The 26,269-nt window shown below is 68.1% G+C and carries 24 protein-coding genes and 1 pseudogene; 15 read left to right on the forward strand and 10 right to left on the reverse strand.

The genetic code is table 11. The features are described 5' to 3' along the window. Nucleotides 1-6 precede the first annotated feature (6 nt). The 4 genes from IPG50_22035 to IPG50_22050 all read left to right on the forward strand — a co-directional run bounded on the left by IPG50_22035 (nucleotide 7) and on the right by IPG50_22050 (nucleotide 2,586). Nucleotides 7-555, forward strand: a complete 549-nt coding sequence (locus IPG50_22035; GenBank protein MBK6694864.1) for a hypothetical protein — start codon at nucleotides 7-9, stop codon at nucleotides 553-555. A gap of 64 nt (nucleotides 556-619) precedes the next feature. After that, entirely contained in the window at nucleotides 620-1,291 is a 672-nt protein-coding gene (locus IPG50_22040; GenBank protein ID MBK6694865.1) for a hemolysin III family protein, read from the forward strand. A gap of 62 nt (nucleotides 1,292-1,353) precedes the next feature. Beyond that, nucleotides 1,354-1,890, forward strand: a complete 537-nt coding sequence (locus IPG50_22045; GenBank protein MBK6694866.1) for a hypothetical protein — start codon at nucleotides 1,354-1,356, stop codon at nucleotides 1,888-1,890. A 57-nt stretch (nucleotides 1,891-1,947) separates the two neighbouring features. Beyond that, nucleotides 1,948-2,586 carry a class I SAM-dependent methyltransferase gene (locus tag IPG50_22050; GenBank protein ID MBK6694867.1) on the forward strand — a complete coding sequence of 213 codons (639 nt, stop codon included), beginning with the start codon at nucleotides 1,948-1,950 and terminating at the stop codon, nucleotides 2,584-2,586. Here the strand turns inward: IPG50_22050 and IPG50_22055 are convergent. The 5 genes from IPG50_22055 to IPG50_22075 all read right to left on the reverse strand — a co-directional run bounded on the left by IPG50_22055 (nucleotide 2,574) and on the right by IPG50_22075 (nucleotide 9,643). Beyond that, on the reverse strand, nucleotides 2,574-4,199 hold the full coding sequence (locus tag IPG50_22055; protein MBK6694868.1) for a serine/threonine protein kinase: 1,626 nt from the start codon (nucleotides 4,197-4,199) through the stop codon (nucleotides 2,574-2,576). The genes IPG50_22050 and IPG50_22055 overlap by 13 nt on opposite strands. Nucleotides 4,200-4,458: 259 nt before the next feature. Further along, nucleotides 4,459-5,841: a sigma 54-dependent Fis family transcriptional regulator gene (locus IPG50_22060; protein MBK6694869.1), complete on the reverse strand. Its 1,383-nt coding sequence runs from the start codon at nucleotides 5,839-5,841 to the stop codon at nucleotides 4,459-4,461. Nucleotides 5,842-5,910: 69 nt separating this feature from the next. Then, a complete protein-coding gene (locus IPG50_22065; protein MBK6694870.1) occupies nucleotides 5,911-6,363 on the reverse strand; it encodes a hypothetical protein in 453 nt (150 codons plus the stop codon). 143 nt (nucleotides 6,364-6,506) lie between these two features. Beyond that, a complete protein-coding gene (locus tag IPG50_22070; GenBank protein MBK6694871.1) occupies nucleotides 6,507-7,535 on the reverse strand; it encodes an SGNH/GDSL hydrolase family protein in 1,029 nt (342 codons plus the stop codon). A 110-nt stretch (nucleotides 7,536-7,645) separates the two neighbouring features. Then, on the reverse strand, nucleotides 7,646-9,643 hold the full coding sequence (locus tag IPG50_22075) for a S46 family peptidase (protein ID MBK6694872.1): 1,998 nt from the start codon (nucleotides 9,641-9,643) through the stop codon (nucleotides 7,646-7,648). A 583-nt stretch (nucleotides 9,644-10,226) separates the two neighbouring features. Between IPG50_22075 and IPG50_22080 the strand changes: the two genes are divergently transcribed. After that, complete coding sequence (locus tag IPG50_22080) at nucleotides 10,227-10,613, forward strand: hypothetical protein (GenBank protein MBK6694873.1); 387 nt, start codon at nucleotides 10,227-10,229, stop codon at nucleotides 10,611-10,613. Nucleotides 10,614-10,644: 31 nt separating this feature from the next. Here IPG50_22080 and IPG50_22085 read toward each other — a convergent pair whose 3' ends face one another. Beyond that, nucleotides 10,645-11,496 carry a hypothetical protein gene (locus tag IPG50_22085; protein ID MBK6694874.1) on the reverse strand — a complete coding sequence of 284 codons (852 nt, stop codon included), beginning with the start codon at nucleotides 11,494-11,496 and terminating at the stop codon, nucleotides 10,645-10,647. A gap of 183 nt (nucleotides 11,497-11,679) precedes the next feature. On the opposite strand from IPG50_22085, the gene IPG50_22090 reads away from it, so the two are divergent. Then, nucleotides 11,680-12,822 (forward strand): agmatinase family protein, encoded by a 1,143-nt coding sequence (locus tag IPG50_22090; protein MBK6694875.1) that lies wholly within the window; start codon nucleotides 11,680-11,682, stop codon nucleotides 12,820-12,822. A gap of 92 nt (nucleotides 12,823-12,914) precedes the next feature. Here the strand turns inward: IPG50_22090 and IPG50_22095 are convergent, their stop codons facing one another. Next, complete coding sequence (locus IPG50_22095) at nucleotides 12,915-14,552, reverse strand: hypothetical protein (protein MBK6694876.1); 1,638 nt, start codon at nucleotides 14,550-14,552, stop codon at nucleotides 12,915-12,917. 228 nt (nucleotides 14,553-14,780) lie between these two features. Between IPG50_22095 and IPG50_22100 the strand changes: the two genes are divergently transcribed. Together IPG50_22100 and IPG50_22105 are read left to right on the forward strand one after the other, a co-directional pair. Continuing rightward, nucleotides 14,781-15,155: a hypothetical protein gene (locus tag IPG50_22100; GenBank protein ID MBK6694877.1), complete on the forward strand. Its 375-nt coding sequence runs from the start codon at nucleotides 14,781-14,783 to the stop codon at nucleotides 15,153-15,155. A gap of 204 nt (nucleotides 15,156-15,359) precedes the next feature. Continuing rightward, nucleotides 15,360-16,421: a L,D-transpeptidase gene (locus IPG50_22105; protein ID MBK6694878.1), complete on the forward strand. Its 1,062-nt coding sequence runs from the start codon at nucleotides 15,360-15,362 to the stop codon at nucleotides 16,419-16,421. Nucleotides 16,422-16,434: 13 nt separating this feature from the next. Here the strand turns inward: IPG50_22105 and IPG50_22110 are convergent, their stop codons facing one another. Then, nucleotides 16,435-17,433 carry a hypothetical protein gene (locus tag IPG50_22110; GenBank protein MBK6694879.1) on the reverse strand — a complete coding sequence of 333 codons (999 nt, stop codon included), beginning with the start codon at nucleotides 17,431-17,433 and terminating at the stop codon, nucleotides 16,435-16,437. A gap of 194 nt (nucleotides 17,434-17,627) precedes the next feature. On the opposite strand from IPG50_22110, the gene IPG50_22115 reads away from it, so the two are divergent. After that, nucleotides 17,628-17,792: a hypothetical protein gene (locus IPG50_22115; protein MBK6694880.1), complete on the forward strand. Its 165-nt coding sequence runs from the start codon at nucleotides 17,628-17,630 to the stop codon at nucleotides 17,790-17,792. Here the strand turns inward: IPG50_22115 and IPG50_22120 are convergent. Continuing rightward, nucleotides 17,785-19,665, reverse strand: coding sequence for an asparagine synthase (locus IPG50_22120; GenBank protein ID MBK6694881.1), 1,881 nt, complete (start codon nucleotides 19,663-19,665; stop codon nucleotides 17,785-17,787). The two genes, IPG50_22115 and IPG50_22120, sit on opposite strands and share 8 nt — an antisense overlap. Nucleotides 19,666-19,733: 68 nt before the next feature. Between IPG50_22120 and IPG50_22125 the strand changes: the two genes are divergently transcribed. The 6 genes and pseudogenes from IPG50_22125 (at nucleotide 19,734) to IPG50_22150 (ending at nucleotide 24,540) form a co-directional block, all read left to right on the forward strand. Continuing rightward, nucleotides 19,734-20,126, forward strand: coding sequence for a lasso peptide biosynthesis B2 protein (locus IPG50_22125; GenBank protein ID MBK6694882.1), 393 nt, complete (start codon nucleotides 19,734-19,736; stop codon nucleotides 20,124-20,126). Beyond that, nucleotides 20,123-20,380: a PqqD family protein gene (locus tag IPG50_22130; GenBank protein ID MBK6694883.1), complete on the forward strand. Its 258-nt coding sequence runs from the start codon at nucleotides 20,123-20,125 to the stop codon at nucleotides 20,378-20,380. The genes IPG50_22125 and IPG50_22130 overlap by 4 nt, the downstream gene beginning before the upstream one ends. Nucleotides 20,381-20,498: 118 nt before the next feature. Beyond that, entirely contained in the window at nucleotides 20,499-21,179 is a 681-nt protein-coding gene (locus IPG50_22135; protein MBK6694884.1) for a hypothetical protein, read from the forward strand. Nucleotides 21,180-21,261: 82 nt separating this feature from the next. Next, nucleotides 21,262-22,216: pseudogene (locus IPG50_22140) on the forward strand (hypothetical protein). Between the two features lie 90 nt (nucleotides 22,217-22,306). After that, complete coding sequence (locus IPG50_22145; protein MBK6694885.1) at nucleotides 22,307-23,974, forward strand: HAMP domain-containing protein; 1,668 nt, start codon at nucleotides 22,307-22,309, stop codon at nucleotides 23,972-23,974. Continuing rightward, nucleotides 23,971-24,540, forward strand: coding sequence for a TlpA family protein disulfide reductase (locus IPG50_22150; GenBank protein MBK6694886.1), 570 nt, complete (start codon nucleotides 23,971-23,973; stop codon nucleotides 24,538-24,540). The genes IPG50_22145 and IPG50_22150 overlap by 4 nt, the downstream gene beginning before the upstream one ends. A gap of 30 nt (nucleotides 24,541-24,570) precedes the next feature. Here the strand turns inward: IPG50_22150 and IPG50_22155 are convergent, their stop codons facing one another. Beyond that, entirely contained in the window at nucleotides 24,571-26,139 is a 1,569-nt protein-coding gene (locus tag IPG50_22155) for a PQQ-binding-like beta-propeller repeat protein (GenBank protein MBK6694887.1), read from the reverse strand. Nucleotides 26,140-26,269: the final 130 nt, after the last annotated feature.

The raw sequence follows: 26,269 nt of genomic DNA on the forward strand, positions 1-26,269 counted from the left end.
CCCCCCATGTCGACGCCTCGTCCCTTTGATGCTCGGGCGCGCACCTGTCGCGCGGTGAGGACCTTCGCTGCCTGCGGCCTGGTGTTCGCCCAAGTCTCGCTGCTCTCATGCACCAAGCGAGGGCGCGAGGTGGAGGCCGGAGCGGCCCTCGCGCGGGCCGTTGCCGACGAGACACGCTACGCGCAAGAGGGCCGTCCGCGCGTGTTCTTGGCCGATGGCGCGCGAGCCGACTGCGAGCCGTTCCGGCGCTATGTCGCGACGTGCCCCGTCGTCCCCACCTGCGAAGCCGTTCGGAAGACGCACGAGGCGTTGACGCACAACGCCTGCGCAAACGAGCGTGGCGCGCTCTCTCGCGTGATGCCGTGCGGCACGGGCGCCGCGCCCAGCGAATCCTATTGCACGACGGTAGCCTTCCCGTCCTGCCGTGCACTGTTGGGCAGCCGATGCGATCTACAAGTTGCGCTCTGCGAGGCTGACGACGGCCGACTCGCCACGGTTCGATGCGCCGGAGGGCGTTACGTGCCGTTGCCTCTGCGAGACGCAGGCGCAGAGTGAGCGGTTTCGGTTGGCGGCCGTCGGCGCAACAACCCGCGAGCCGTCGTCGATGTAGGCTAGCGAAATGGCTTCACAGGTGCGCTCGCCGACGAAGCCGCTCCTTCGAGGAGTTTCGCACCAGGTCGCGTTCTTCGTCGCCGTGGTGGCCACGGCCTGGCTCGTGAGGGGCGCGCCTTCAGAACGAGCGGCCGCCGCGGCCCTCGTTTTCGGAACGAGCTTGGCGCTGCTGCTCGGCACCAGCGCGCTCTATCACCGCATCGACTGGCAGCCGCAGGCCCGCGCGCGCATGCGCCGCCTCGACCACGCGGCCATTTTCATTCTTATCGCGGGCGGGTACACGCCGCTCCTGTGGCTCGTGCCGTCGCCCGACCCGGGTGCGGGCGGGGGCAAGGGCGCCCTCCTCGCCGTTTGGCTCGGCGCTGCCGTGGGGGTCGTCAAGTCGATGGTGTGGAGCCAATCGCCCAAGTGGGTGACGGCGGCCATCAGCCTCGCCGTCGGCTGGATGGTCGTCGGCCCCGTCATCGACCGAGCGCCAGCGATGAGCGCGCTCTCCGTTGGATGCGTGGTCGCCAGCGGAGTTCTCTACAGCCTCGGCGCCGTCGTCTACGCCGCGAGGAGGCCCGACCCCGTCCCCCGGGTGTTCGGCTACCACGAGGTCTTCCATGCGCTCGTGGTGCTGGCGAGCGCGTGCCTCTTCGTTCACGTGACCCTCGTCGTCCGGGGCGGCGCGCGCTAAGTGACGTCGCCGAGGCGGCGCCGGCTCACCCAAACTTTCTGGGCCGCGTCGGTCTAAGCGACGTGTGGCTCTTGCTCTTCGCCCTCATGGCCTCGGCGCCGCTCAAGGCGCCCGGCCTACACAGCCCGATGCCCGGGGGCACGCTCGCGGGCTACCCCGGCGACACGGGCTTGGACATCGGCGGTCACTTCCTGTCGGTGCACGCCATCGCCAGCGGAACCCTCGAGTACTCGGAGCGCGGCCACACGTTGTGGACTAGAGCGCCCGACACGCCACACAGCGTCCGTCTACGGCTCGATGAACCGATCCCGTGGACGGATCGCCGAGATCCGAAACGCCCGCGCCAGCGCGCCGTCACTCACGTGTACTACACACACATGTCGACGCTGCGCTTCGCGGTGCCGGAAGGCAGCGAATCCTCGGTCCACGTCAGCGGCGGTGAGTGGCTCGGCCGTTCGGGGATCGGCAACGGCGTTCCTCACTTGCACATCGGCCTTCTGCTCGACGGAGACGTGTCGCAGTCGTCGTGGGAGTTCATCCTGCGCGAAGGCGAGGTGCGAGCGGTTCTCGGCAGCTACCGGAACGGCGCGCGCCTCTGAGGCGCGAAGGGCGTCGAAGGAGTCACCGACGCGGCCAAATCGGCCTAGCGTGGCGGCATGGGCGATCGACACGCATATTGGGACGCCGTCTACTCCAAGAAGAGCCCGACCGAGGTCAGCTGGTACGAAGCGTCGCCGACGCGGTCCCTTGAGCTCATCAAGCGCGCTGGGCTCCCGCCAAGCGCGCCCATCATCGACATCGGGGGCGGTGCATCGACGCTGGTCGACGAGCTCTTGGCGCGTGGGCATCTTGACGTCACCGTGGTGGATGCAGCCCAGAGGGCGCTCGACATTGTGGCCCAACGCACGCGAGACCTGCGACCGAAGGGCAGCGCCGTGCACCTCGAAGTCGCTGACGTCACGGCCTTCGAGCCGCGGCGACGCTTCTCGCTTTGGCACGATCGCGCGGTCTTCCACTTCTTGACGACCGCCGCCGATCAGGCGGCTTACCGACGCGTCCTTCTCGCGGCGCTCGCCGACGACGGCACGGCGGTGCTCATGACGTTCGCCGAAGGTGGCCCCGAGACATGCAGCGGCCTGCCCGTCACACGATGGTCTGAGGCCGCGCTCGCCGCGTTCTTTGCGCCCGAGCTGTCCCTCATCGAAAGCGGACGCGACGTGCACACGACACCGTGGGGCGCGCTCCAGGCCTTCACTTGGGTTCGCCTCGCGCGCCGGGCGGTTCACATGCCGTAGGGGTTCGGGTGAAGCTCGGGCCGCGGCGCCGGGGCTTCCGTCTTCGCGGGCTCCGGCGCGCGCTCCGGCTTCGCCTCCGCTTGCGGGTGCGGCGCGGGCTTCCCCTTGGGGCGGCCGCGCAAGACTTGTCGGCCTCCGGCAAAAGGCGCCGGCGTCGGACGAGGTGTCGCGATGACGGTGGGCTCCGCTTGTGCCGCGGCGGGGGCGGCCGGGGCCGGCGACGCATGGCCAGCACCAAACGGCAGCGCCTCGAGCACGGGCGTCGGCGGTGGGGCCGGCGGCGCCGGGGCGGCGATGGCCGTGGCCGCCGTCACCGGTGCCGAGGTCCCCGAGAGCACGAAGGGAATCGCCATCAGACCGAACATACCCACCGCGACGAGCGCCGCGAGCGCGACGCCGCGCTTCGGTCGACGGATCTTCTTGGCCGTCGCGAGCGAAGCTGCCGAGAGATCATCGAAGGGCAAGAGCGAGTCGGTCGTCGTGATGATCGGATCGATGGGCAGGCCGATGGGAATGAGGCTCGGCTCCGTCGCCGGCGCGTCGTCGGCCGTCAGCACGAACTCCGCCATCTGCGGCATGGGAACGATCGGCGGCAGCGTCAGCGTGTGCGCTTCGCCGTCGAGGCGCCCCGACGGCAATGGCGTCGAGCGGACGAGCGCAGGGCCCGAGGTCACCGCCGGCGTTGCCGTCGGCATTTGATTGACGACCGCCGCGAGCCTTGGCGACGCGAAGGGCGCGAAGGCGCGCGCTAACTCGGCAGCGGACTGGTACCGCTCGTGCGGCTCGCGCGCGAGGCAACGATTGATGATCGCCTCCACCGTCGGCGGGAGATCGGGGCGCACCTTGCTGAGGGGCGCGAAGCGGCGCTCGAGGACCGCGCAGAACACTTCACCGACCGATTGGCCGTCGAAGGGCAGGCGACCCGCGAGCAGCTGGTAGGCCACGATCCCCATCGACCAGATGTCCGTGCGGTGGTCCACCGAGCGCGCGTCACGAATGTGCTCGGGTGACATGTACGGAGGTGATCCGAGCATGCCGTCGCGCGACGTGGTGAGCGTGTGCTCAAACTCTTCTTGGCCACGCGCCTTCGAGATTCCGAAATCCAAGACCTTGAGCGTGTGACTACCGTCGGGGTTCGCGTGGTCGAAGAGGTTCGACGGCTTCACGTCGCGATGCACGACGCCGACTTGATGCGAGCACGCCAGCGCGTCACAGGCTTGAACGACGCAATCGGCGACGTCGCGGAGCCCGAGGGGCCCTTCGGCGCGGAGCCGCTTGCCGAAGTCCCGACCGCGGAGGCGCTCCATCACGATGAAGGGTGTCTCTTCTTCCGGCGAGCTGACGGCGATGACCTTGACGACGTGCGTGCTGTTGATGCGGGAGACGGCGCGCGCCTCGCGGAAGAAGCGCTCGACCCAAACACGCTCCGACGGCGGCGAGAGGAGCAGCTTGATGGCGACGGCGCGGCCTGCCTCGTCGCGGGCCGCCACGACCCGTCCCATGCCCCCCGTACCGATGACACCCTCGACCTGATAACGACCCGCGATGAGCTCCCCGTCGCGCGGGGCGCTGGGATCGTGGCGTTCGTTACGGGCTTCGGCGAGCGATCTCATGCGGGGGCGTAGACTCCTTCAAGCAACCGAGATGCCACGACGTCGGTCGCCAGGACCTCGATCCGAGGGCGGTTTTCTATTGTCTCCCAAGCGTGACGCGCCGTCGCGCCGCGTGCATGGAGAACCATCTATCCATGTACGACAATGGCGACTTTGTGCGCGAATATCTGCGAGATAGCCGCCTCGCGCTGTGGCCTAGGCGTTCACAACCGCCGTCTCCGAGCGCGCTTGCGACGTCTGCGAACCGTCGCGACCAGCCTTACATGCCGCCGGGCGGCGGCATGGTGCCGCCGGGCGGCGGATCGCTGGGACGAAGGCGCGCCATCATCCGGTAGAAGCTCGGGCGCGCGACGCCAGCGAGCTCGGCAGCGCGCGACATCACGCCGCTCGCGCGCTCAAGGACGCGCGGCAAGTACTGCTCTTCGAAGCGGTCGAGGACGATCTTCCGAGCCTCGTGGTAGGTGAGCGACGCGAGGTCGTCGTCAGCCGAGCGCGCGACAGCGCTCGCACGGTCGAAGAGTCCGCGCTCGCTGCCGAAGACCGCGTAACGCTCGACAACGTTGCGCAGCTCGCGGACGTTGCCGGGCCAAGGATAGGCCGCGAGCATCGAGGAGAAGTCCGCGGGGAAGTCGGCGTTGGGGTCGCCCCGCAACGCGCGCAAGATGACGCGCGCGATGGGCAGGATGTCTTCTGTGCGGTCGCGAAGCGGCGGCACGGTGACGCGGGCCACGGCCAAGCGATAGTAGAGGTCGGTGCGGAACTCGCCGGTGCGCGCGCCTTCGGCGAGGCGCCGATTGGTGGCGGCGATGACGCGCACGTTCACGGGCTTCGGCGCGCGCGCGCCAACGCGACGAATCTCGCGCTGCTCAAGCGCGCGAAGGAGCTTGGGCTGGAGGTCGAGCGGCAATTCGCCGATTTCATCGAGAAAGATGGTGCCGCCGTCGGCTTCTTCGAACATGCCGCGGCGCGATTCCGTCGCGCCCGTGAAGGCGCCGCGCTCGTGACCGAAGAGCTCGCTCTCGACGAGGTTTGCCGGGATGGCGCCACAGTCCACAACGACGAACGGACCGTCATAGCGGGGCGAACGCTGGTGAATGCCGCGGGCGAGGAGGTCTTTTCCAACGCCGCTCTCACCTTCGATGAGCACCGTGAGGTCGGAGCCGGCGATGCGCTCAAGGTTGGCGAACATGTGCCGCATGACCGTCGACGAGCCGATGGCGTCGCCGAAGCGGTCGGCCTCGCTGAGCGGGAGCTCGATGGACTCCGGTTCGATCGAGATCTGGATGGTCGTGCCGCCGATGGTGATGGCGGTGTCTTGCGACAGCGTGGCGTCGCGCACCCGCATGCCGCCGATGTACGTGCCGTTCTTGCTCGTGTCCTGGAGCCGCGCGCCGCTCAAGTCGAGCAGGATGCGCAGGTGCTCACGCGACACGCCGGGATCGGAGATCCGAAGGTCGGCGGTTTGGCCCGAGCCGATGATGAAAAGGGGCCGGTCGACGCGCGCCGTGATCCCTTGTTCGGAGCCTTTGAGGATGCGAAGCGAGACGGCGCGCACTCGAAATGCGCTGGCGCTCGCCGCCACGGTTTGGGTCAACTCGGAGACGGGAGGCACGTCGGAAGTGTGCACTTTTTCTTCAGCCATAGCCAAACGCTCTTTCATGGCACCCCGAAAAAAGACGTCGCGCTGCTGCCGGGGCTGCTACCGGGCCTGCTACCGGGCGAGCCGGTACGCGTCGCAGTCGGCCTTGTGAGCCCCGTAGCTGGGCCAGCTTCGAAAGGCCGACATTTGGTACACGGCGAACGCGCATTTGGCGTTCTCGGCCGCGTCGTAGAGCCGCTCGACCTTCGTTGGGCATCCCGGCGTGTTGGCCACGTGCACGCTGTTGATGAGGAAGAGGCCGACGTCCCAGGTTCCGTTGGGCCGGCGCCGCGCCGCCAAGTCGTTGAGACCCGACTCGTATTGGCCGATGCAGACCATGCGTGGGATCGTCGCCGCTGGAAAGCCAGCCTTCGCCAAGAGGTTCGCCACCGCCGCGTCGCTCAACGTTCGTTCATCGGAGAGCGCCTCGCTCGTGGTGCCGGTCTCGTGTTCGACGCTTGGCGAGCAGGCGCCAAGCACCAAGACGGCGAAGGGCGCCAACTGAGCGGCGAGCGGGCGAGTCATGGGAACCTGCACCTATCGGTGCAACGAGTGGACCATGCGCCCGCCCTCGCGGCGGCCGTCCGGCGCTCGAATTCCGCGCTCGGAGCGGCGTCGATGGACCGCGGGGGGCCCACCTTGTCGCCGCCTCGCGACGCTTGGTTCGCTTAGCCGTCGACGACGTTGAGCACGTATTCGGCGATCTTCTCGTGACCCTTGGGCGTCGGGTGAATGCACGTAAAGTCGAACCAGAGCTCGGCGCCGGGGCCCCGGTAACACTGCAGCGCGGGGTCGTCCCGGTGGTAGCCGTGGCCGCAGAAGTTCTCGAGAAGAAATAGAACGTCGCTCCCGGTCTCGACGGCGTGGCGCACGAGCTCCTCTTCGAAGTGCGAAACGATGGGCTCGCCGGCCTTGAAGACGCCGCCGTTGCCGGTGAGGTTCGCCGCCGGGCACGACGAGAGATCACCGGTCGTGTCGGTGTATTCGTAGACGTTGCCAAAGATGACGAAGCTCCCGTTCGGGAAGCGCGCCTTGTCCTTGAGCCAATCAAGGGCGGAGCGGAGCTGGCCAGCGGCCTCGTCGGCAACGGCCTGTCCTTCGGCGGGCGTGAGGTTGTCGCCGCTCCAAGCGTGGACGTCGTTGCCACCCAGCGTCATGACGACGAGCGTGCGTTTCGGTTCGACGGCCGCTGCAAAACATGTCTCGAGCTGGCCCTTCTGCCCGGACTTGGGGTCGTTCGCGAGGTCCGCCATGCGCGCGCCCCAACGCGCGCAGTTCTTCACCTCGACGTCACCAAAACGCGCGCGAACGCCGGCTTCGACGCGCGCGCGGTAGATCTGGTTCGACGCGGTAGGGGGGGTGCCTTGCGTGATCGAGTCGCCGAGGAACACGAGCTTCTCCACGCCTCGAATCGACTGGGCCTGGGTGCCGGCGCAGTGGCGCCCCATCTTCGGCGCGAACCGATCGTAGTTCGGGCCCGGCACCGGGCCCGCGAGATCCGCGAAACAGTCCGTTGGCTTCGTCGGTGAGGGTCGGTCGTCGATGGCGTCGATCGCCACGTCGGGGGCCGCCGCGTCGGAGGAGGTCGCCGCGGCCGGCGCGTCGACGTTTCCACCACACGCGACGTGACCGAGCACCAGGGTCGCCGTGGTTGTCACCAAGGGCAGGAGCCATGGCAGCCAGGACGCGACGCGCATCACCGAAGCATGGCACTTCGAACCGAGCTGTGAAACCACTATGCGGCCCGACGAAGCTCGGCGGGCGCGGTCCGTCCACCTTGGTCAGGGAGGCGCACGACAGCGTCACGTCAGCGCGTGTTGCCCTCGAGCTCTTCGAGGACTCGCGTCGCTCCGTAGACGACCTTGAGCGCGTGCACGATGCCGCGGCCGTGCACGGCGACGGCGCGGTTCTTCTCGCCCTCGTAGCCGAAGTCACCGCCCAGCGAGTGGATGTTGCCGTCGAAGATGAGACCGACGATCTCGCCTTGCTTGTCGATGACCGGCGAGCCGGAGTTGCCGCCGATGATGTCGTTGGTCGTCACGAAATTGAACGGCACGTCTCGGTCGACAGCCTTCCCAGCGCTAATCCATCGCGGTGGCAGCTCGAACGGTTCGGCCCCCGTCGCGCGGTCGAAGAGGCCACCGAAGGTCGTGGCCATGGGCACATCACGCGCGCCGTCGCGATAACCTCGGGCGACGCCAAAGGACAACCGGAGCGAGAACGTCGCGTCGGGATAACGGCTCGTGCCCTCCGCCGCGAAGCGCGCACGGGCGATGAGCTCATCGTTCTTCTTGATGATCGCGTCGACCTTGTCTTCCCACTCCTTGCGGACCGCGCGGGCCGGGCCGTCGAGCGTTCGGGCCAAGACGAGCATCGGGTCCTGACTCTTGGCCACGGCGGCGAGATCGCCGAACAACGACTTGCGAAAGCTCGGCGAGCCCAGCTTGGTGCCACGCACGGCGGCTGACGCGACGTCGCGCGGGGACTTCTTGCCGAGCACGGCGCGCACCGCCGGGTCGTCGGGGGAGATGAGCTCGCGAAGCTTCACGAGGCCGTGCGTGAGCAGGAGCGACTCGAGGCCGACGTAGGTCGGTGCGTCGGCGAAGAGCTGCGCCTTGATGGCGGGCTTCTTCGCGTCGGCGTACTCCGGCAGGCGCTCTTCGTTCTTCTTTTCGAACTCGGCGGCGGCGCGAACCAGGGTGCGCGCGTAGCCGAAGAGGTCCGCGTCGATGGCGGCGCTTCCTTCGAGGGCCGCGTAGCGAACGAAGAGACGCTTCGCTTCCTCTTCGGCGCGCGCGATGGCATCCCACGCGCCCTTCGCTTGCGCAAGCTCGGGACGCGTGGCGGACTCGACGGCGTTGCGCAACGACGCCTCGGCGGCGCGCTTCTTTTCGAGGAAGGCCGGCTCCACGAGGGCCTCGCGACGGCCGCGGAGGGCCTTGAGCCCGTTCTCGATGGTGTGGAGCGTCTCCTGGGACGTGCGCCGCTCTTCCTTGCCGATGGAAGCGTATTGGTTGAGGAGACCTCGCTTCTCGGAGAGCCACTGCAAGCGATTGGGCAACTCGACGTCGCGCTTCCACGCGAGCTGCGAGAGCGTGAGGAGGCGCGACGTGCGCCCCGGGTGACCCGCGACGAAGGTGAGCTCTCCCTCCTTCGGTCCGACCTTTGACCATGGAAAGTAGTGCGGTTGCTCGAGCGGCCTCTGGTCCTTGCCGTAAACGCGCAGGAACGTGAGGTCGAGGTTGTACCGAGGGAAGTTGAAGTTGTCGGGGTCGCCGCCAAAGAAAGCGATGCCTGACTCCGGCGCGAAGACGAGGCGCACGTCCTGAAAGCGCGCGTAGCGGTAGAGGTGATAGAGGCCCCCCCGGTAGAGCGACACGACGTCGCAGCGCGCGCCGTCGTCCTTCGCGCACGCCTTCTCGAGCTTCGCGACGACGCCCTTTTGCGCGTCGAGGTAGGCGCGATCGGACAGGCCTTTGGTTGCCGCGGCGACCTGTTCGGTGACGTCGGTGATCTCCACCAACTGATTGACCTCCATGCCCGGGCAACGACGCTCGTCGGCTTGGGTCTTCGCCGTGAACCCAGCGGCCGTAAGATCGTTCGCCTTGGTGGAGAGCTGCGCGATGCAGTCGGCGGCGCAGTGATGATTGGTCATCACGAGGCCGTGCTTCGACACGAAGCTTCCGGAGCAACCGAGCGCGAGCCTTACAGCCGAGAGGCGCGTGTGCTCGAGCCACTCCTTGCTGGGCGAGAAGCCGCGGAAGCGACCGAGCCGCTCCGAGGGGAAGTCGCTGAGGAGCCACATGCCCTCGTCGCTCGTGAGCTCGGCGGCCTTTGGCGTCGAGGGCGTTGCCGGCAAAGCGCGCTCTTGCGCGACGGAGGGCACGGCGGGCAGCGGCGCTGGGACGTGCGGCGGGGCGGGCTCGGCGCCCCCGGCACAACCGACAAGGATCAGAAGCGCGAGGCCCGGCAGACGATGTGACATGGCGGGCGAGTAGAGCGCATTTCACAACGTGAATGCGCTCGAAACCAGGACACGCCCGATTGAACGGTCCTCGCCGATTCCGCCGAAGTCGGGCTTGCTCGCCAAAACCGTGGCAGGCCCGATTTCGGCGTCGACGACTGTGAAGTGCGCCCTCTACGACCGAGATGGGCTGGGCAAGGGGCGATCAGAGCACCGCATGGCTCAGCGCCAATGTGTGTGGCGCGAGGCGATCACGGAAAACGGGCCGGCGTCAGCTCGACGGTCGCTGGCACATGACCTGCGAGGTCCGAGAGCACGAGGTTCACATGAAGTCAGCCATGAATCCAGTCATGAAGTCAGTGAGCATCGAAGCGCTCGACGCCGTTGTGGAGGCCTCGCGCTTCCGGCGCGCCCGCTCCCCGCCTTGCCGCAACAACCCGAGAACTACGACTTCTTCGCTCCCTACGTGGATCGCAATCCGACGTATCAGCCCGGTCGAGACGCCCCGCCCACTGATCAAGGACCGCTTCGGCCCGAGGAGCTCTTGGACCCACCGCCGGCAGAGCGCGACGCCGCCTTCAGGGCCCCAACAAGCAACCAATTCGATGGGCCCGTCCGCTCGGACCCCAACGAAGCACCGCAACCCCAGGTGGAGGAGCCCTTCGACCAAAGGTTTGTCGACAACGTCCCGCCGCAGCCCGAACCGTGGCAGCCGCCCGACGAGACGATCGACGATCGCCCCGTTCAGTCGGACCCCAACGAGGCCATGCAGCCGACGGCTGACTACGACGGCGCAGGCTTCGAAGAGTGACGCTGCGCGCTGAGAGATGCCGCTGGTCTAGCTACCGCGCGCCGCGGAGCTCGTCGGCGTAGACGTCTTCGATGGCGCGGGGGTTGATCTTGATGCCGCCCGAGACGACCGGGTCCGCGTCTTCGCCTTCGTCGAGGCTGAGCATCGTGAAGTGCGACGTGAGCTCCTGAGGGATCGGGCTCGCGAGGTGACAGACATAGGCCGAGTAGGCGACTTGCGACGCCTTCCGGAAGAAGGTGAGGACGTGCGTCGGGAGGCACCGCGTGCCGCTGTAGTCCGTGTCGATGGACTGCTCGATGTTCATCGCCGCGAGGACCTTGTCGATGCCCTCGGCCTTGTCGACGTGAGCGATGCCCGTCGGCGCGTCGCCAACGCGCTGCAGCTTCTTGATGTCGATCTTGTCGATGCCCCACAGGGCGTCCTTCGGGACAAGCGGGGCGTCGAGCGCTTGGCTGACCTCGTCGCTGCGCAGGATGATCGGAATGGTGGTGCCGTCGGCGCGCTCAACGGAGCCCATGCGGCACGTGTAGCCGCCGGTCGCGACTTGTTCGCCCTTGGCGTTGAAGAACTTCATGCTCGTGCGCGTGCTGCCGGGGTGGCAAAGCGGGATCGCGTCGGCCTCGGTGCGCCGCTTGAGGCCTCGGACGATCTTCTTCACCTTGGCATCAGCGCCGATGGTGAACGTGTGCTTGGAGGGGCGACCGTTCATCTGGCCGGCGCCCGGCGTGACGGTCTCGAACTCAATGGCCGCGACATCGGGGAGCATGCGCATCGAGAGCGCTTCTTCCTCCGAACCGTCGGCCGAGGGGCCGTCTACGGCCGAACCCCCACAAGCGGCCGCGAGGAGAGAGACCGAGCTGAGAAGAAGCGTTCGAAGGTTCATGGAGCTCCTGCGCAAGCGACGCCGAAGCCGACAATCAACCACCATGCCACACATGGGCGCCGTATTTCGGCCGCAGAATGCGGCTCGCGGATCGCGGCCCGAGCGCGCCGTGGGTCGCCGGATCCATCGTCGGCATGGAGATCGGGACGCGGCTCCCAAAAAGCGGACTATAAATGCCGGCCCATGGGCTTCGATCCGAACGCGGCCGCCCCGCCCGATTCAGGCATCTTCGGCCTCCCCACGGCGCCCGACGACGCGCGCGTCGTCCTCGTGCCGGTGCCCTGGGACGCCACGACCTCCTACCGCGCTGGGACCGCTCGCGGGCCCGACGCGATCCTAGAGGCCTCGAAACAGGTCGACCTCTTCGACATCGAGACAGGCAAGCCGTACGAAGCCGGCCTCGCGATGCTGGACGCGGAAGCTGACGTTGCGGCGTGGAACCGAACGGCGCGCGCGCTCGCGCTTCCGATCCTCGAAGCCGGTGGCATCACGACCCCCGACGCGGACCTCGAGGGCAAACTCGCTCGCGTGAACCAGTTTGGCGAGCGCGTGAACCAGCGCGTCTACGAGACCGTGGGCCGGTGGCTCGACAAGGGAAAGATCGTCGGCGTCGTCGGTGGCGATCACGCGACGCCCTACGGCGCCATCCAAGCGCTCTCGGAGCGCCATCCCGGGCTCGGCGTCTTGCATATCGACGCCCACGCCGACCTCCGCCGCGCGTACGAGGGCTTCGAGTGGTCCCACGCGTCGATCATGGAGAATGTCACGCGGCGCTTGGACGGCGTGGGCAAGCTCGTTCAAGTCGGCATTCGCGACTTCTGCGAAGAGGAGTTCACGCGCATTCGTCAGAGCAAGGGACGCATCGTCACGCACTTCGACGCGGAGCTCGCTGACGCACGGCGTCGCGGCGCGCTCGACAAGCGCTTCGCCGACATCGCCCGGGCGTTGCCGCAGAAGGTCTACGTCTCCTTCGACATCGACGGCCTCGATCCTGTGCTGTGCCCCGGTACCGGCACGCCGGTGCCAGGCGGCCTCGCCTTTCACGACGTGAGCGCGCTCTTGCGCGCCGTCCTCGCGGCCGGCAAGCGCATTGTCGGCTTCGACTTGAACGAGGTCTCGCCCGGCGACGACGACGACGAGTGGAACGGCAACGTCGGCGCCCGTGTACTTTACAAGCTCATCGGCTGGACCCTCTTGTCACAGGGCATCGGGCGACCGCCGGAGCGGCTCGTCACGCCCTCGAAGCGGCGCCCGAGCGCCCCGCGCAACCCCCGCCGAAAGCGAGCCGTCGCGCCGCGCGCACCGGCCGGTCGACCCAAACGGTAGCTGCGCCCTAGCGACCTGAGTCCACGCTGCGCCGCGACACCGGTTGTCACGAGTGCACCGCCTGAAGCGGAGCTTGCGCATCTCGACGGCGGTTAACGCTTGGCGAGATGGACCTTCGGGGCCTCTTTCGGAGCGGCGAGCCCCGCAACGTCGTCGCGCGAGAAAGCCTTCGCGTGAGCCGCCGCGAGGAGCGCGTTGTCACGCTCGCCGCCCGCCGCCAGCGCGAGCGCTCGCACTCCGAGCAGCCGCGCTGTGGTGCGCGACAAGGTCTCCGCCCGCGCCATGGCGAGTGCTCGCGCCAGCGGCACGACGACGCGGTCCACCTCGTCGAGACGCTTCCGCCGCTCGAGGGCGCCGCGCGGCTCGACCTCGTAGGCGTCGAAGAAGCCGTGCATGGTGAGGTGGCGCGTAAGGCCCTTGTCCCACGACGGCGAGTAGAGCGCGGCCACGGGCCGAGTCTCGGCGAGCTTCCCGAGGGCCAGCTCGCTCAACGCCCCTACGAGGGTGACGTCGCGGACCAGGGGCCGGAGCGCGTCGTCTCGCTGGAGCTCGGCGCGCGCCATCCGGCCGCCGATGTCGTAGAGAGGCAAGAGGGCACTCGCCTCAGGCCCATCGCCGGCGAGCCACGCGGCGACGAGACGACGCGCGACGACGGGGTCTTCGGTCACGACGAGCGAGCCGGGCTTGTGCGAACCGAACGCGCTCTCGGCCCAATCCACGCGTTCGAGCGACGCGCGAGCCTCCAAGACGAGGCTCGACTCATCGAGCGCGACGGCGGCGAAGGTGGCCGAGAACACCGCCACCATCGCTGCGCTGGCGGCGGCCAGCGGCAGGCGCAAGCGAGCGACGGCGACGACGCCGCGGGCCATGGCGACGGCCGCGAAGGTGTGGACGCCGGCGAAGAAGAGGAGCGCCGAGGCGTCGTAGCGTTCGGGCCCGGGAGCGGGGCGGAACAAGGCGACCATGGCGGCGGCGGCAGTCACGGCGAGCGCGACGAAGAGCGGGCGGCCGCGCCTTTGGGCGACGGCGAGGACGACGCCAAGGGCGCCGAGGGCCGACGTGACCAACCCAACGTCGTCGCGAAGAAACGCTCGCAACGCCTGGGCGTTCGGCGCGAAGGGCGGCGCATCTGTGGCAGGGAAGACGAATGCACTCGCCCGATGGCGGGCCAGCGCGAAGAGCACGACCACGGCGAGCGACGCGAGCGCGGCGATGGCGACGGGGCGCGAGGGAACGAACGTGCGCCACGGCGATAGCGATGAACCGTCACGAGGAGAGAGCCCAGGCGCCGAGGCGAGAAACGTGGCGAGCCCCAGGATGGCGGCAGTGGGGAGCGTCGCCGAGAGCATCGCCGTAGCTTCCAACTGCCACGGCGGCGACAGCGTCGTCGCGAGCGACGCGGCGACCGCGACGAACGTGCCCAAACGCGTGGACGCGGGCGTGACGAGGACCTGTTTCGTGAGAAGAAAGAGGAACAGGCCGGCAAGCCCGGCTGCCAAGGCCGAAGGGATGGCGAGCCTAAACGCGAGCGTGCCGAGAGGAAGCGCGAGAAAGGGCGCGGCCACGAAGGGCTCGAGCGTCGGCATGGGCCCGACAACGCCGAGGCCCAACGCGCGCACCAGCAACTCGTCGTGGGCGCCGTCGTCGGCGAGCGGGAGCCGATGGAGGGCCAACAGTGCTGGCACCAGCGCCGCGATCGCGAGGAGCAGCGTGTCCACGAGACGCGCCATCTTGCCAAGGCGAGGCGCGCCTCGGCTGCTGGGATGGTCGTCGCTTTTGGGCTGGGCGTTGGCGATCACGGGGGGGGGTGCGCTACGGCGGCCTTCAGAGGATGCGCTCGGCGGCACCCCCACACATGCCGGGCGCCGGGAAAAGCGGCAACATTTCGTCCTTCGAGACGCCGCTCACCGGCCGCGTTATGGAATCCGAGCATGCCGCCAACGAGCCGACGGTCACCCATGCCTTGGCAACCCGCCGCCTTGGCGCTCCTTGGCGCCGCGACGATGAGCGCCGCGTGCGGTGAGCCGTCGTACGTCTTCTTGGTACGCACCTACGTCGGAGAGCGTGACTGCTTGCGGACAGCCGACGCCTTCGACGTGATGCGGGGCACGGACCCGGGCACTTGCGCGGCGCGATGCGTGAGCGTCGCGTCGCCCGACGGCGGCGCTCGGGCGACGCTCCTGGCGCTCACCTGCGGCCCCTTGCCCGTGGGCATGCGGGACGAAGCCAACGTTGCCTGGTGCCGCGCCGCGCTCGACGCCGAACAACGGAGCAACGCGTGTTTCGCAGACGGCGGCGCTCGAGCCCCGCTGACCGACGCCAGCGCCGAGTAAGCAGGCGTCACGAAGCGCGTCGCCAGCTCCCCACTAAACAGCGCGTGGGCGGCGGCCCTCGGCGCACCCGTCTCCGACTGGAGACGGATCGCGAAGCTGGGTTCTGCTTGTCGCGTGCGATCCAGGACTTCACACCCATTTCGTCGAAATTCTCTCACCGTCGGCTTGCGCGGCCGTTGGCACATGACATGTAGGTCGCCCTTCATGCCCCGCATCGCGCTATCCGTAGTTGTCCTCGCGTCCACCCTCGTCGCCGGCTGCAGCGCTGGGCGAGAGGAGGCTCCCGGCGAAACGGAAGACGCCCTCAGACGCCGCGTCGACGCCGAGTGGTTCTACGACGGCGCGCTCCCCGCCCTCAGCGAGGCCAGCGTGGTCGTTTCGCTCAAGGGCCACACGGTCCGCGTCTCGGGCTTTGCGCCCGGCGGCACGAACGTCGCGAACCTTCCCCACGTCAAGTCGACGCGTGAGGGCGACCGGCTCCACGTCGACGTCGTCTACCCGATCGCTACGGCGCGCCCCGGCAAGAGCAACTCGCCACCGGGCGAATACAACTTCCAGGGCGTGCGCCCCTACCGGCCCGACGGCACGGCTGTCACGCGCGACGAAGGCGAGCACTGGGTGCCCTGGGGCGGGTACCCCTTCGTGGCTTACAACGGCGGCATCGCGTTCCACGGTCCCATCACGGCCAACGACGCGGCGCAAACGCTCGACGTGCCGGAGGACGACGTTTGGTACTTGCAGCGTGGGCCCGTCTCGGGCGGATGCAACCGCATGGCCGCCGAGCACATCGTCGAGTTCACGCACGTCATCGGCGTGTCGATGCGCAAGGTCTACGTTGCCAACAAGACCTACGCCGCCAACACGCCCACGAAGGTCACGGTCATCGACGACTACGACACCATCGGCGACAAGCTCGTCGACGTCGACTACCCGACGTGGACCGGCGCCGTACGCCCGAGCCTGGAGCACGGCTCAGAGAACGTGACGATGTTCGGCTCCTGGGTCGCCACCGAGACGCCCAACGGCACCGATCTGCCGCCCTCGATGAAGTGGGAAGGCGGCGTGCGAGGAAAATACTACGTCTTCTCGGAGCACGCGAAGACGGGCCTCGTTTGCTCCGTCGACAAGATCGATCTGCCCGCGCTCAAGAGCTTCGCGGCGCAGAAGTTCGGCGGCGAGCTGCCGAAGGGTTTCTGCCAAAAGCGCGACTGCGTCGTGAGCGCCTTGCGCAGCGGCGCCAACGCGAAGAGCGCCTGCGGCCTTTGACGCGGCCGGACCGTCAGCGCTTCAAGAGGGCGCGCAAGACGACGAGCGGGTTGAAGCCGAGGAGTGACTCGACCTCGTAGCTCCCTACGGCGGCGCCCACGCGCTCCTTCAGCAGACCGAAGGCCGGCTCGAAGAGACCGAAGCTGTCGAAGCGAGAGATCAACGCGCGTGCGTTTTCGGCGACGACGCGCGCGCCGTCGAAGCCGAGCGCTGCGGCGATGGCTGTGGGGAGCGGCGAGAGGATCACGTCGCGTACGGTAACGGCGCGGCTCCAGGCGCCGGGCCGCGGATCGACGGCCAGCTCGCGGAAGAAGTCGAACTCGGCGAAGCAACCGAGCGAAAGAGGTCCGTAGGTCTCTTCAACGGCGCGTACCAGGTAGCGCTGATCGCGACGAAAGTCGCCCGAGAGCAAACCCACCTGGGCGCGCAGATTGTCGGGGCCCGCGACGAGATCGAAGAGCGTGCCCTTCCGACGCAAGACGAGCGACGTGTAGAGATCCTCGTCTTTGAACATGCCGAGGCACATCACGTGGCCGTCGCGGCACAAGGTGTCGAGCGTGCGGTGGACCATCGTCGCCGACGGAACGGGAACCCCCTTCAAGCGCTCGGGCCAACGCTCGATGATCCCGGCTTCCATGAGTTCGCGAACCACGGCGACGAGCTTGAGCGACTGATCAAGGAAATCGTCACTTGCGCGGCATCGCGCGCCGAACCGCTCCATGAGCTCTTCGAGGCCGTGATGCTCGAGCCCCAGCGCCCAACTGCCGCTGTGCATCTCGCACAAGGCCTCGAGCGACGGCGCCGTCTCGCCAGCGACGAAAGGCGGCGGCTCGATGCGCCCCTTGCCGGTGTGAAGGAGTTTGCGAACGCGCCCGCCGTCGCGAATGGCGATGATGCCGCCCCTCGGCCGCGACGATTCGCGCTCCAGCGGCGCGCGCGGCTTGAAGAGGGCGAGCAGGCGACGCCAGTCTTCCGTGGTCCACCCCTCGAAGCGGACGTTCGCGGTCAGCACGGGTGCGAGTATGCGCCTAGTTTTGACGCGGCGGCAAAGGCGAGGCGCACTCCCGCAATGGTTCTGAGGGGTTGCTCATGCCCGCGAGGACTGGCGCCGACCAGTAGCCACCAGTAGCCAAATGGGCGACCGCGATGCGTCGACGCGCTTGCGCATGGTCATGCGATGCGAAAGCGGACGAAGGGAGGAGACGCTTGTCAGATTGGCCGAGGCTTGACTCGGCCGTCCCCAAGGAGAACGCCGTGAAGAAGAACTACACGAAGCCCGTCATCGTCCAGCTCGGCAACGTTGCCAACATCAAGAGCAACTCAACTGGCCCGAGCAGCGACGGGAAGAAGTACGCCGGCTTCTTCAAGTGACCGAAGCGCGACGCGCGGACCCGGGCGGACGTTCGTCCCGGTCCGCGGCGCCGCGACTTCGCTTCACGGCGACTTGAAAGTCGCGCCACCAGACGAGGTAGCCGAGCAGCGTGAGCACGGCGCGCGTGGCGCTCGTTTGAACGCCAAAGGTGAGCTGCTCGAAGGACTCGGCGAGCCCCCTCCGATCGACCCAAGGCCCGTCGACCCAAGGTGCCGTCCCTTGATCGCGCAATGCGTCCGACGAGGCCATGAGGTCCACGAAGGCGGCGTGATTCTTCTTGAGGAAGTCGGAGCGGAACGAATCGAAGACGAAGGTGTCGTGGGCGCGGTTGCGAAGCTCTTCCGGGACGATGCCCTCTTGCGCGACCCGGAGGAGCTCTTTGTATCGCCCTCGGAAGTCATGAACCAGGTGAACGCTGATCTCGCCGTAGACGTAGTCCATGAGCGGAAGGTCGCAATAGGGCGACTCCTCGCGGATCTGCTTCGGAGCCATGAAGGGCGCGTAGACCGCGGTGCTGGCGGCGAGGTACGCGAGGTCGTCGCAGACGATGCCATCGCCAATCAGTCGAGCGTCAGCCGCGAGGCGGAGGCTTTCGACGCGCTCGAGGCCCTCGGCCGAGGCCATTTCCCCGCCCCGCAGCCACGGTACCGTCGAGCGCACCTCCCAATCGGGATTCACGTCGCCCACGTAGAACGGATTCAGGCGCCGGCCAGCGAAGGGGCGGACGAGCTTCCGATAACCCGAACGCGGCAACATCGAGAGCGCCGTTTGGAGCGCGAGGCTCGCCTCGGAACGTTGCGCGTAGCGCGCGAAGTCGCGGAGCACCGCGGCCCCTTCGCGCAAGAGCCCTTGCCGAAGCAGGTGCGGCACGACGCGCGGAGAACGCAAGAAGAGCTGATCGGCGCCGAAGCCGTTGAACAGCGTCGACGCGGGCTGAAGCCGCGCGGCAGCGGCGCGGCCGAACATCTGACCGAACCAGAAGAAGTCGCTCGGCTCGTCCGAGTAGACGTGCTCGCCTTTGAGATCGACGACGGGCAAGTCGGAGGGCGTGAGAATGGCCAGATCGAGGCCGTAGCGGTCCGCCACGCTCCGCGCATAGCCCTCGCTCGCGCGGAACGACGGAAGATCGGGGCGGGCGAACATGTACGCCTTGACGTGGCTCGCGCGGGCGCCGACGAGGCACGCGATGAACGACGAGTCGAGCCCGCCGGAGAGCTCGCAACAAATGTCGCCGGGCGTGGCTTGAAGGAGTCGCTCCTCGACGCCGCGCACAAGCAGCTCGCGAACGCGGAGGCCCGCCTCGCGGATGCCTTGCCGGCGATCGTGGTGGTAGCGCCACGCGCGGCGAACAAGCTGCCGTTCCGCGACGCCGCTTGGCGAGAGCGTCACGAGGTGACCCGGCAAGACGCGTCGGACGCCGGCGAGCGGCGTCTCTGGGAGCGCATGAAGGAGCGACGGCGTTCCGACGATGAAGCGGTCGCGGTAGATCGGGTCAGGCTCGCTGGCGCCCGCGAGGGCGAGCGGCAGCAAGCGGTTCGAGACCGCCCGTTGACGTTCCGCGATGAAGAGCTGCCGCGAGGCCGCGAAGCTCTTCCAAGCGAGGACGTCGCAAGGGCGCGCGATGACGGCGATGAAGTCACCTTCGGCGCGGGCGAGGGCTACGTCGCCCTCGCGAAGGAACGCCTCGAGGAGCAGCAACGCGACCGCGCTCGGCGACTGACCCCCGAGAGGGGGCGCGTCCGCGCGAAGTCGATCGATGCGCCCCTCGAAGACAAGCGCGGCCTCGCCGCGCTGCGCGGAGGGGTACGCTCCGGGCTCAAAGGCCACTCCGCCTTCGGCGCCCTTCACCAGAAAGCTGTCCGGCAGATGCACGCTCGATGTCTATCAGCTCCCAAGCGAGGCCGGCGCGAAGTGAGAACGTTCCGCCACCCGGTGCGCCGATGACCGCGCACCTGTTTCTACTTTCCCTCGCGGGCACGCGCTGGCTCGGCCCCGAACGAACGGCCGAGCTCTTGCGGCGGCTAGGAACGGCGCGACGGCGCGTGGGGCTCGCGGGGCGTCACAACACCAAGGAGGCGGTGCGCGCGCGCGTTCTCCAGGCGCTTCGGCGCGTGCCGCTCCCCATCGAGTGTTTGGACCAAGCGCTCGTGACTTGGTACCTGCTCAACTTGAAAGGTCACCCGGCGACGCTCAAGATCGGGATGCGTCTGTCGCCGGTGATCGGTCACGCGTGGGTCGATGCAGACGGGACCCTCTTCGGCGAAATCCCCGGCCTCGAAGACTTCGCCATCGTGAACGAGCTCTTGCCGTGGGGTGAGGAGGACGAGAATTGAGCGCGAAACTCGCGAAGGGTGTGTCGTTGACAGAGATCGAAGGCAAGGCCGTCCTCTTCGCGATGCGAACGGGGGACACGTTCGGCCTAAGCGAGACGGCCGCCGTCTTCCTGCGCGCCCTGCTCAAGGGGACGTTCGAAAGCGCGGTCGTTGCCGTCACCGACAGCTACGACGCCGATCCGAAAGCCGTTGGCGACGACATGCGCGAGCTCCTGGCGGAGCTCGAACGCATGAAGCTGCTCGAGCGAGCCTGAGCGACACGACGCGACGCGACGCGACGCGACGCGTGGGAAGCGAAAGATGCGATGGCGGAAACGCACCACCCGCGCCATAGTCGGCGCTTCGAATTGGGGGGGCGACCAGGAGTACCGCATGACGACTCGCCCGCTTCATTCCCTTCGCGCTTTCGCCACCCTCGCAACGTTTGGAGTCCTGACCGCCGTGGCCGCGTGCAGCAGCGACGCGACGTCGAGTTCGCCGGCAGCATCCAGCGACGCGTCCACGACGACGAACGCCGACGGAGCCACGACTTCACAGCAAAGCGACGCGTCGACCAGCGACGCCGCAGTGACCGCCCTCGACTGCACCACCGCGAACCAATCGCTCGTGTTTTCGTCCGTCTCGGCGAACATTCAGAAAGGCGCGTTCACGACGCCGCCGGCCGGCATCAAGACGCCGAGCCAGCTCTTTCTGGAGCTGAAAGAAACCGTTTCGTCGGTCGAGCGCACCTTCGACGTCGAGTTCTACGCGACGACCTTGGCGGTAGGAAAAGCCTTCGACATCGCAACGCAAGGCGCGCCCGGTGGCGCTGACACGGCGTGGGGCAGCTACTTCGAATCGGGCGCCGGCGCACCGCCGAGCGGCGACGTCTTCATCCCGCAGAGCGGAAAGATCACGGTCGTGTGCGCGACCGCCGACTTTCTCGGCGTGACGCTCAAGGATGTGGTGTTCGGTAGCGCCGGTGGCGGTCCGGGGGCTGTCGACGCGGCGGCGGCGGGCTCCTTCACCGCGAACGGGACGATCGTCGCGAAGCTCGTGGCCGGCACTCACTGAGGGGCGCGCTCGACGGGGCGCGGGGCCTTCGGGTAAAGCTGACGCGTCACGCGCCGACGCTGCGCGCAAACCTGAAGGTCCCATGAGTGCCCCTGCCGCCGTCACCGCCGAGAAGCTCTTCGAGGAGGCGTTTCTTCCGCTCTACCCGGAAGACGCCGCCCGGGATCTCAAGACCGCGCGACGCGTGGACGCGAACCCAGGGCAAAACCCGAACATCGAAGAGCACCTCCGAGAGGCAGCGCAAATCTTCGCGGCCATGGCGCCGGAAGCGCTCGGCGGCGCCGTCGACCTCGACTTCACCGACGCGAGCGTGCACCGCCTGACGCCGCTCCTGTCGGCACGAGCGCGCGACCGCTGGCGCGCCGAAGACGCCCATGGCACGGCGCGCGGCACGCTCTTCAACTTCGTCGTCCACGGCGCGGCCTACGTCGGAGAGTGCGCGAGGCGCGGCCGGGAACGCCAAGTGGCTCGTCCGTCGCCCCCTCTGGGAGAGCCTCCTGGAGCTTCGTTCCGCCGCCGGCGTCGCCGAGCTCGCGCCCTTCCACTTTTGGCTCAAGGCCCTCTCCGACGACGCGCTCGAAGGCCGCGTGGCGTCGCTCGGAGACCGCTACCGCACCCACGTCGAGACCCCCACGCTCGACGTCAGCGCGATGCCGGTGTTCCTGCCGACGGAGCGGCGCCTGCCGCGCCTCACCAAGGTTCGCTACGACGCGCTCTACAAGTACATGAGGGCGCACCTTCCCGAGATCCGCGATCTCGGGCGCGACTTTCCGAGCCCCGAGCGCTTCGACGACATGGGGCTTCGCTGGGTCGACGCTCACATCCTCGGTGGAGGACGGTTGGCGCTCCTCGCCGCCGCGGGCCGCGGCGGGGTTCACCTCTTCTGGCTCGACGGCGCCGGCTTCACCAAGGGCGCCTTCGTCGCGGGCGACGACTTCCCCGAGCCCGTCGTCGACGTGCGCGGCGAGCGCATCGTGGTGATGACGCGCGACGGGGCGCAGGACGCCGTGAGCGAAATGTTGTGGTGGGGGCCCTGAGCCGTCCGAGAGGCGCGCTCGAGCGGTGCCTCCCCCAACGCACCGCCCAGCACGCACACCCGCGAGACCGTTTGCGTCTACACTCCGCCGGTGCAGTTCCCCGGCAAGACCGAGACGCGGCTCGCCATCGTGATCATGAGCGTGGCCATGGCGCCGCTGCTCGTGGCCGTGCTCTTTGCGCGCTCGATGTTTTCGCAGGCCGCGTCGGTGTGGTTCAACCCGGAGGTTGGCACCGAGCTCGACCGCGGCGTGGGCCTCTACAAGGATTACGTCCGCGTCATCAAGGAGGACATGCGGCACCGCGCCGAGCTGCTCGCGGAAGACGACGCCTTGCGAGAGGCCGCGAAGAAGAAGAGCCCGGCAGACCTGGAGCGCGCGCTCGCGCCGCTGTTCGCCAAGTACCCAGACATCGTTGCCCTCAAGGTCCTGACGGAGAGCGGCGAGCTGCTCGGTCAAAGGGACCGCGGTCGGCCCGTCGACGAAGGCCGCGAGCGGAGCCTCGACGTGACCAGGCCGCTGACCCGCGACGACGCCGCCGCCTCGCTCGTCGTGACCTTCGCTGCGGACCGCAACAAGCTCGACGGCCTGGAGGCGTCGAGCGCCGTCGTGGCCAAGTATCACCAGCTCGAAGGGTCCCGCACCGATCTGTACACCGGCTACGTGACGGCCTTCGCGGCGCTCCTGGGCATCACGTCCGTCGCCACCGTAGGGCTTGGCATCTTGCTCGCGCGCGGTGTCACCAAGCGCATCAATCGGCTCGGCGCGGCCATGAACCTCGTCGCGCAGGGCGATCTCACGGCCCGCGTGCCCGTTACGGGAACCGACGAGCTGACGGAGCTGGCCTTCGGCTTCAACCGCATGCTGGACGAGATCTCGCAGACTCGCGCGCGGCTCGAATTCTTGCAGCGCTTGGGCGCTTGGCAGGAGATGGCCCAGCGGCTCGCCCATGAGATCAAGAACCCGCTCACGCCGATTCAACTCGCGGTGCAGGAGTGCCACCGAAAGTATGCGGGGGAAGATGGCAAGTACCGCTCCCTCCTCGACACGACCCTCGAGATTGTCGAAGAAGAAGTCGCGACGCTAAGGCGCCTCGTCTCGAACTTCTCCAACTTCGCACGCCTGCCGCACTCGGAGCTCCGCGACGGCAGCTTGCGCGAGTTCGTGCTCGAGTGCTCGTCGCAGCTCGGTCACCTGGAGGATGAAGGCGAGTCCATCGGCGAAGACGCGCGACGGACCAACGTCACCATCGATTGGCGTGTCCCAACGGGCGAGCTGCCGGTGGCCGTCGACCGGCAGATGCTCCGCCGCGTCGTCGTCAACTTGGTGCGCAACGCCGTGCAAGCCATTCGCGGCGCGCGCGGCGAAGGCGGGACGGTGCGCGTCTCAGCGGAGGCCGAAGGCCAGGGCGCGGTCCTTTACATCGACGACGACGGGCCCGGCATCCCCGACGAGCTGCAGGCTCGGGTCTTTGAGCCCTACTTCACCACCAAGTCTGATGGCACAGGCCTCGGCTTGGCCATCGTGAAGAAGGTCGTCGTTGAGCACGGCGGCTCCATCAGCGCGGCGAAGAGTCCCCTCGGCGGCGCGCGCTTCGCCGTTCACCTGCCGCCGCCCACGTCGTTGGCGCTCGCGGCGGCGCGCGAGGCGCGCGAGCTGGCTCTCCGCGCCGGCGTTTCGACGAGTCAGCTGGACGTCCCCGAGATCAAGGCGCTAAGGGAAGCGGCGCGGGCGAAGAAGAGCGCCCGGGAGGACGCATGACCGAGGAGCAAAAGACCGGCGGAGAGGCGCGGCTCGAACAAGAAGAGGGTGGCACGCTGCGAACCCTCGTGTTGGTCGTGCTCTTTGTGGCCGGTGTGGCGTTCGCGTCGCGGCTCGTCAGGCCGCCGGTTCATGCCCTCCAAGGCAAGCCAGCCCCGACGTTCTCCCTGGGCGCCCTCGACACGGGGAGCGGCGCGGCTGCCACCGTGTCGTTGACCGACCTCCGTGGCAAGGTCGTGCTCCTCGATTTTTGGGCCACATGGTGCGGCCCGTGCAAGGCCCAATCGCCGATCCTCGACGGTGTGCAGCGGCGCCTCAAGGATCGCGGCCTCGTGGTCGTGGGCGTGGGAACCAACGACTCGCCGGCCGCTGCGCGGGCATGGGTCAAAGGCCACGGCATTAGCTACCCCGTGGTCATGGACGAGGACGGCACCGTGTCCCGCGCCTACGGCGTCTCCAATTTGCCCACGCTCGTGGTGCTCGCCAAAGACGGCACCGTGCGAGCGGTGCGCGTTGGCCTGACCGACGCCTCGGAGCTCGAGCGCTTGGTCGCCGGCGTCTTGTAGGTTGGTGCCGAAACGCGAACGCTCCGCGGCTCAGCAGTCGTGGGAGTCGGCGCACGAGCTCGTCGACCCGGGAATGACGCTCGTCGACTCGTAGATCACGCGCGACTCGCAGGCGACGCCGTCCTTGGAGAAGCAGACCTCTTCGCTGCGATGGAACCCATCGGCGCGACGCACGGCCGGCAGACGAATGCGGAGGAGCAGGGTCTTGCCATCGGGAAGGATGCCGATGTCGCGAAGGCTCGTGCCGATGCGCGTCGTCGTCTTCGCGCCGAGGTCGAGTCGGTAGAGATCGCCACCGAGGCCATCGGCGGTGGCCTTGAGCGTGAAGACCTGACCGGCGCTCGTCTGCACGAAGCGATCGAGGGACGCGACGGGCCCGGCGAAGGCCGCGTAGCTGCGGGTCTCGAGATCGAACGTCCCGAAGGGTGCGTCGCTGCCGAAGGCGGCGCTCGCCTCGAGGCGCACCCCCTTTTCGTCGAGCGTTAGCTTCGCCTTGGCGGTGAGGCGCTCGACCTTGACCGACGCATCGACGAGCAACGACTTGCCATCGCGGGCCATGGCGAAGCGCGGCAAGGCGTGACCGATGGGCGTGAGCGTGAACTTGAGGGTCCGCGTGTCGATGACCATCAAGTGGAACGGATCGGCGCCGGCGGCGGGCACCAGCGACTTGTCGTCAAACATCGCCGCGTCCATGCGAGCCGTGTCGAGGTAGGCCACGGCGCGCTGGCCCGACGGATCCAGCGCCACGGGACCAAACCCAGGAAGGTTCTTCAGAAACGTGGCGCCCTTCGCGTCGAAGTCGACGACGCTCACGGGGTCTGGGTTCGTCCACGTTTGCGTCGTGTTGGGCGGCCGGTCCTCGATGCAATACGTCGGCGACAGAAAGCCGCGCGAACCATCGGGCACCACCACAAGCGGCGCCGCGCAGTTGGGGACGGAGACCTTCGAGACCGACAGGTTTGCGAGGCCTACGCTCGTGAGAACCGTCTCGGGCAGGTGATTCGACCACGTCGTCGAGCCAACGAAGACGGCGCTCTTGCCGCCGGGAAGGAACGTCACGCTCGTGGAGACGGACGCGAGGACGACCTCCCCGCGGAGCTTGCCCGTTTGCGTGTCGACGAGGGCCGCGCGGTCCGGCGCTCCCACGAGCACCGTGCCGTCGTCTTGGCTGATGGAGAGCGTGCGCGCGTCCGTCGACGACGGTGCCACGCGCCACTTCTCGTTTCCCGTGGCCAGGTCGAGCGCGACGAGCTCGCCCTTCTTGTCCCACGCGTAGCCGACGTCACCTTCGTGCGCGAAGACGAATCGCTCGGCTTGAAAGGAGAGCTCGCGGGTCTTCTGGGCGACGACATCGAGGAGGACGGAGACGTCGTTTCGTTGGAGGAGCGAGTAGCGCCCCGTCGGTGCAACGATCATCACGCCCGTTTGAAGGGACTCACCGGTGACGCCGCCGCTGGTGCGGTCGTTTGATTGAACGGCGCCACCTTGATCGCCGGTCGTGGGCATGGCGCAACCGACGGCGGCGCCCAGCGCGAGCACCGACACGAGAATGCGGGCAAGGGCAGAACGTGTGCGCGAAGACGAAGCTAAGTAAGCCAAGCGGACCTCCAATGTTTCGGAGCAAGCGCCGGTCCAGCGGGACAAGCACGACACCGATCTGATGGGTGAGACTGCGCGCCGGTCCCGCGCTTCAAGGAAACGCTCGCGATTCTCGCGATTCGGTGGGACT

The sequence above is a fragment of the Myxococcales bacterium genome, from assembly GCA_016703425.1.
Taxonomy (GTDB): domain Bacteria; phylum Myxococcota_A; class Polyangia; order Polyangiales; family Polyangiaceae; genus JADJCA01.